Origin of the sequence: uncultured Campylobacter sp., from assembly GCF_938045535.1 — a bacterium.
Classification (GTDB): Bacteria; Campylobacterota; Campylobacteria; order Campylobacterales; family Campylobacteraceae; genus Campylobacter_B.
Genome location: NZ_CALIMQ010000245.1, coordinates 21544 through 28026 on the forward strand (window position 1 = coordinate 21544; position 6483 = coordinate 28026).

The window sequence follows — 6483 nt, forward strand, 5'->3', positions numbered from 1 at the left end:
GCAAATCAAGGAAAAAGATGCAAAAATTTAGAATTACAAACGGCGAATGTTCGCGCATGGATATTTTTCTGATCATGACGCTGGTTTATATATTCGGCGTGGCGTGCAGGTTTTTTTGGATATATTGGGCTAGCGGGATTGAGCAGTTTTCTTTCGACGGCGAGCTCATTATGACCACAAACGACGCCTTTGCGAACGCCGAGGGCGCGCGCGATATGATAGCGGGCTTTCATCAACCTGGCGATCTTAGCCCGTACGGCGCGTCGATCCCAACTCTGGCATTTTTAATTAGCAAAATTTTGCCCGTCAGTCTAAATAGCATTACGATCTATATGAGCGTGTTTTTAGCGTCGCTGGTGGCCGTGCCGATTATTTTGATAGCAAAAGAGTATAAGATCCTAGGCGCAGGCATTATCGCGGCGCTGCTTGCCACCATATTGCCGGGATATTATATGAGGACGTTAGGTGGATATTTCGATAGCGATATGTTAAATATCGTCCTGCCGATGCTGACAATCTGGGCTCTAATCAGACTCACTCAAAACGGCTCGCAGCTAAATTTAATCTTGCCCGCGGTCTTTATGGCGCTTTATAGCTGGTGGTATCCAAGCTCGTATTCGTTAAATTTAGCCATAATGGGCATGTTTTTATTTTACACTTTGATATTTGATAGACGAAATGAGATAAATTACAAAGCTACGATTCTTATGGCGGTAGCGGTGATAAATTTTAAAACATACTATGGCGACTATACGATAATAGTAAATTATATTTTATTGCTGAGAATTGCGCTTATCGCGTCGTTATATTTTTTAATGATTAAAATTCCGAATTCCCAAAACAAAAAAATTCTTTGGATATCGGGTGGTTTGGTAATTGCTTTATTTATATATTTCGGTGGGCTTGATCCTGTCTTAAGTAAAATGAAAGCATATCTTGGCAAGAGCGCTGGCAAAGTATCGGGTACTTTTTATTTCTATGGGGTTGGAAACACAATCAACGAGGTAGCAAATACGGATTTTATGAAATTTATGGGCTATTCCAGTGGCAATATTTCTATATTTATATGCGCTATGGCGGGCTTAATTCTTATGTTTATTAAATTTCGCTCGTTTATTTTGGCTTTGCCAATGCTATTGCTTGGATTTTTAGCATTTTTCGGAGGAGTTAGATTTACGATGTATATCACGCCGATAATTGCTTTTGGCTTTGCTTATTTTCTATATTTTACTTTAAATTATTTTGAGATACGAGTTTGGCTTAGAAATTCTATGCTAATTGTGCTGACTTGCTTGGCGCTGCTACCAAGTCTAGATTATATTTATAAATTTCGTGTCGCGCCCGTGCTTATGAGGGGCGCCGTGGCTTCGCTTGCCGAGCTGAAAAATAAAGTAGACAGAGAGGATTATGTGGTTTCGTGGTGGGACTACGGGTATTTGATCAGATATTATGCCGACGTAAAAGTGGTGGCTGACCCTGGGGGTAGGCAGTTTGGAGATTACGCATTTTTAACGGCGTTTTCTTTTAATAAAGATCAGATAAGCTCGGCTAATATGGCGAGGCTAAATGTCGAATATATCGAAAGGCGTATGAATGAAAATTTTAGCTCGAGCTTGCTGCAAATGCAAAAGGATTATAATGAGCCTGATATCAATAAATTTTTAAAATCCCTGGAAGATAAAAATTTTAAACTCCCTCAAAAAACCAGAGAGGTATATTATTACTTCGTACCGCATATGCTAGATATTCTACCGAATATTTTGAAATTTTCCACTATCGATATAGCTACGGGAAGGGAATTCTGGACGCCATTTATTCATGTGGGTTATGATATTAGAATGGGTAAAGATGGAGTGAGTATCATAGTAAATGATGAGTGTACGCTACCTAGCGCCGATCCGGAATATCTAATTTTTAACGGCAAAAAGGAACCTATCAATTCCTATTATCAGGTAGGCGAAGTAAACGGCAAACTCGTCAAATTATCTAAGCAGATAGATAAAAATTCTAATCTTTACGTGATATTTTTACCGGATTACCAAAGAATTTTAATCTTAGATAAAAAGGTATTTGAGTCAGCATTTATCCAACTTTTTGTGCTGGAAAACTATGATAAAGATCTGTTTGAGCCCGTTTATTTAAGTAATTATGCGCGGATTTACAAGTTATTAAGATAAATTTATATTCAGAGGAATATTGCGTAAATTCTTATTGCATTGTGCTTTTACAAAGCGTATATTACTAAGCGATAAAATTTATAATGTAAATTATATGCTGAGATTTAGAATTTATACTGGCTATAAATAAATTACAAAAATACTTAAAATTTTGTCACTAAAAATCGTAAATGTTATGTATTTACTTTAAATTTAGCCTAGGTTTCGAAGCGTGTCGCTATCATTGAGATGAAATTTCACCGAAAGGAGTAAATATGAGAAATTTAGTTGCAAGAGTGGCGCTTCTTGGCTCTTTAGCTGCAGTAAGCGCGATGGCGGAGGGACTTTTCATAGGCGGCGAAGGCGGATACAATTTCAAAAACCAAGCTGCAGGTTTTGATGACGGACAGCCGCAAATCGGCGTTAAAGCCGGATATGACTTCGGCACGTTTAGAGCTTACGGCGGGTATTTTTACGGATTTAAGGGCGAGGATTCTAGCTCGAATGCCAATTCGAAAAGAAAGGTTAAATGGAGCACACACGATTTCGTAGCTGGTGCGGATTTTACGCCGGAGCTTTTCGGTAGATTTAAGCTAGTCCTAGGCGCTTACGCTGGGCTTTCGGTGCTAGATACTGAAGTTAAAATAGACTATAGCAATGGCGGTTGGGTTAGAGCGGACGATACGCTGGGCGGCTTTATTTTGGGCGGCAAGATAGGTACCGCATATGAGTTTGGCTCCAATAGCGAGATTGAAATGGGCTTTAAAGCAAGCAAGGCGTGGTATAAAGACGGCGATTATATCGAAGATAACGACGGTAAAAAATACGGCGTTTACGCAGGATATAATTATAAATTCTAAGAATTTTCATATTTGAGGCGTTGCACTACTTTCATAGAGCCTTGATGCTCAGTGGCTTTGCGGTGTGTCGGGTAAGGCTAGCTTCGTCGCAAGGCTTTACTAAGTTTTAGTAGAATCTTGCGATGAGGTTTAAATTATGATGAATTTAACGCCTTTAAATTCAATCCTAAAATTTTAACTTACGGAATTCCGTCGATAAAAATTCCATTTCAGATTTTATCGAGAAATTCCACCCCTGCGCTTTTGGATAAAATTTCGTTCATTTTCAAGATTAGATTAAAATTTTAATGACGGCAAAAGAAATTTTAGATAAAATCAACACTTTCATACCAAAATTTTACTCAAAGGATAGAGATGAAGAGTTACGTTACGGGCTTTCCGCGTATCGGAGAGCAGCGCGAGTTGAAGAAGGCTTTGGAGAGCTATTGGGCGGGCAAGTGCGATTATGACGCGCTAGAGCGGGTTGCTACAGAGCTAAAAGATCGTCACATCAAATATCAGCTGGATGCTTGGAGCGGCTTAATTAGCGTAAACGACTTTTCATACTACGATCTGATGCTCGATACCAGCGTACTTTTCGGCGTTATCCCGCAGCGCTTTGCGGCTCTTTCGGCGCATGAGCAGTATTTTGCGATGGCGCGCGGCAGTAAGGACGCAGTCGCGATGGAGATGACGAAGTGGTTTAACACAAACTACCATTATATCGTGCCAGAGATCTCTGCGTATACGGAATTTAGCCTAAATCCTAGTAAAATTTTAAGCGAGTACAAGGCTGCGAAAAATAACGATTTTAAGGATTCCTGCGCGCTAAAGATAAATTTAATCGGACCTATCACCTATCTTGCGCTTAGCAAATCAAGCGACAAAAGCGATCCGCTCGCGCATCTGGGCGCCCTTGCCGCGAAATATGAGGAGCTGCTAAAGCTTCTTAGCGAGCTTGATAGCGAGGTCGTGGTTCAGATCGACGAGCCGATCTTCGTAACGGATCGCGCAGCTGAGTTAGCGCCAAAGATCGCGCCGATCTATCAGCGCCTAAGTAAGGCTGCAAGCAACGTAAAAATCATCTTTATGACCTATTTCGAGCATGCGACCGAGGCCGTACGCGAGATAGTAAAGACCGATGTTTGGGCGATCGGGCTTGATTTCGTTTACGCAAGCGAGGAGAATATCAAAAAAGAGCTTCAAGCTTTAAAAGACGCTAAGACCGTGCTTTTCGCAGGCGTGATCGACGGGCGTAATATCTGGAAGAGCGACATCGACAAAAAGCTAGCTCAGCTCAAAGCCATCGAAGCCTACGTGCCTAAGGAGCGCATCTATGTGGGCACCTCCTGCTCGCTTTTGCACGTGCCTTTTACGCTAAAATATGAGGACAAGCTAAGCGCCGAGATCAGATCCTGGCTAAGTTTCGCGGTTGAAAAATTAAGCGAAATTTCGATTTTGACCCATCTTTTCTTTGAAATTCCGATGTGCGAACACGGCTTGAAAGCTTACAAAGAAAATCAAAAATCCGCTAAAACCCGCGCTAGCTCGCCGCTTATTCATGACGAGCGAGTGCAAAGCCGCGCTGCAAATTTAAATAAATTCGAGCGCGCCGATCGCTACGAGGATCGCATCAAGGTGCAGAAAAAGGAGCTAGGCTATGGAATTTTGCCTACCACTACGATTGGCTCCTTCCCACAGACCACCGAGCTTCGCCAGGTTCGCAACGCCTATAAAAAAGGTTTAATTAACCGCGAAGCCTATGAGCGCGACATCAAAGCCTACATCGACGACTGCGTTAAATTTCAAGATGAGATTGGTCTGGACGTACTGGTTCACGGTGAGCCAGAGCGCAACGATATGGTCGAGTATTTCGGCGAGCAGATGAGCGGATACGCGTTTAGCGCCAACGGCTGGGTGCAGAGCTACGGCAGCCGCTGCGTGAAACCGCCACTACTTTTCGGCGACGTTAGCCGCCCAAAACCGATGACCGTGGAGTGGATCAAATACGCTCAAAGCCGTACTAAAAAGATTATGAAGGGCATGCTAACTGGACCTGTTACGATGATGAACTGGAGCTTCGTGCGCGACGATAAGCCTCGCGATCAGATCGTAAAACAGCTTGCGCTCGCGATTTTTGATGAAATTTCGGATCTGCAAGACGCGGGTATCAAGATCGTTCAGGTGGATGAAGCGGCGTTTAAAGAGGGCTATCCGCTTAGATCCGAAAATATCCCTGCGTATGAAAAATTTGCCGTTAGTGCCTTTAAGCTCGCTGTCAGCGCCGCAAGTGCTCACACGCAGATCCATACGCATATGTGCTATTCGGAGTTCAACGACATAATCAAAACGATAGAGGCGATGGATGCCGATGTCATCAGCATCGAGACCGCTCGCAGTGGCAACGAGCTACTTCGAGTTTTCAAATCAGTCGGCTATAAGCAAGAGGTCGGTCCAGGTGTTTATGATATCCACAGTCCGCGAATTCCTAGTGTGCAGGAGCTCGTAAGCCAGATCCGCGCGCTGCTTGAGGTGCTTCCTAAAGAGCAGCTGTGGATTAACCCGGACTGCGGTCTAAAAACCCGCAAATGGGAGGAGGTCCGCCCTAGCCTAAAAAATATGGTTGAGGCGGTAAAAATTATCCGCACGGAAGCATAAATCTAGCGCAAAAAAACTTTGCTGTCGGGTAAAATTCCACCCGGCAGTCCCCGTTTTGCGATAGAATTATGTGGAACGTTTATTTCGACTATGGACCGTTAAAACATCTGCGTGAAATTTTACTTCGAACGAGCATTAAAGGGCGGTGAGAGATTTCTACGCGTCTGCTTGGCAAGCATATTTGATAGCCGCTAAGTAATGCAGCAATATGAAATTTAGTGCAGGATTTACGGCTTTTACAGATGCACAGAGATGGGCTTTTCTTGAAAATGCGGCGTAAAATTTCATCTCGACTGATAGCTTAGAATTTCATCGCAACTGCTTGCTTGAGACGCGGAACGTAGATTTTATCGCGATTGCCCTGAAGGCGGGCTGAGGCAAGCGATAAAATTTTAAAATTTTCGCAAATTAATTCTTGCGCGCACAAACCTCGCCAGCCGAATAAAAAACGCTGAAATTTGCAATTTTACGCGGCGCTTTATGAACTTTCGCGCCGCTAAATTAGAATTTCAAAATACGAGACAAAGCTGGTATCGTTGCGCTAGAAATTTTAAATTGCAAATTAAAATTTACATTATCTCATTAGAATGGCTGGATTGCGAAGCGAGATTCGGCTTTGCTAGGTTAAATTTCAGCTAAGTCAAAATCTATGTAGCCGCATTAATTTATGACTAATTTCGCCTGGCGAGTCTGAAGTTGCGTTGTCGCGCTAAAATTCGAGTCTAGAGCCAAAATTTTACGATGCGAAGCTCATTGATTTTAACTTGCGTTTTGTTCGAAAGAGCGAGGCTAGCGTAAGGTGCGTTTGCGTTGATACAAAATTTTAAAAG

At 42.7% G+C, this 6483-nt stretch carries 3 protein-coding genes; all 3 read left to right on the forward strand.

Annotated elements, in window-relative coordinates; translation table 11 throughout:
• Window positions 1-17 precede the first annotated feature (17 nt).
• Window positions 18-2177, forward strand: a complete 2160-nt coding sequence (locus Q0095_RS07685) for an STT3 domain-containing protein (protein WP_297882841.1) — start codon at window positions 18-20, stop codon at window positions 2175-2177.
• 254 nt (window positions 2178-2431) lie between these two features.
• Complete coding sequence (locus Q0095_RS07690; RefSeq protein WP_177387259.1) at window positions 2432-3016, forward strand: hypothetical protein; 585 nt, start codon at window positions 2432-2434, stop codon at window positions 3014-3016.
• 354 nt (window positions 3017-3370) lie between these two features.
• The gene (gene metE / locus Q0095_RS07695) at window positions 3371-5653 is read left to right on the forward strand and encodes a 5-methyltetrahydropteroyltriglutamate--homocysteine S-methyltransferase (RefSeq protein WP_297882843.1); all 2283 of its coding nucleotides are present in this window, start codon (window positions 3371-3373) and stop codon (window positions 5651-5653) included.
• Window positions 5654-6483 lie beyond the last annotated feature (830 nt).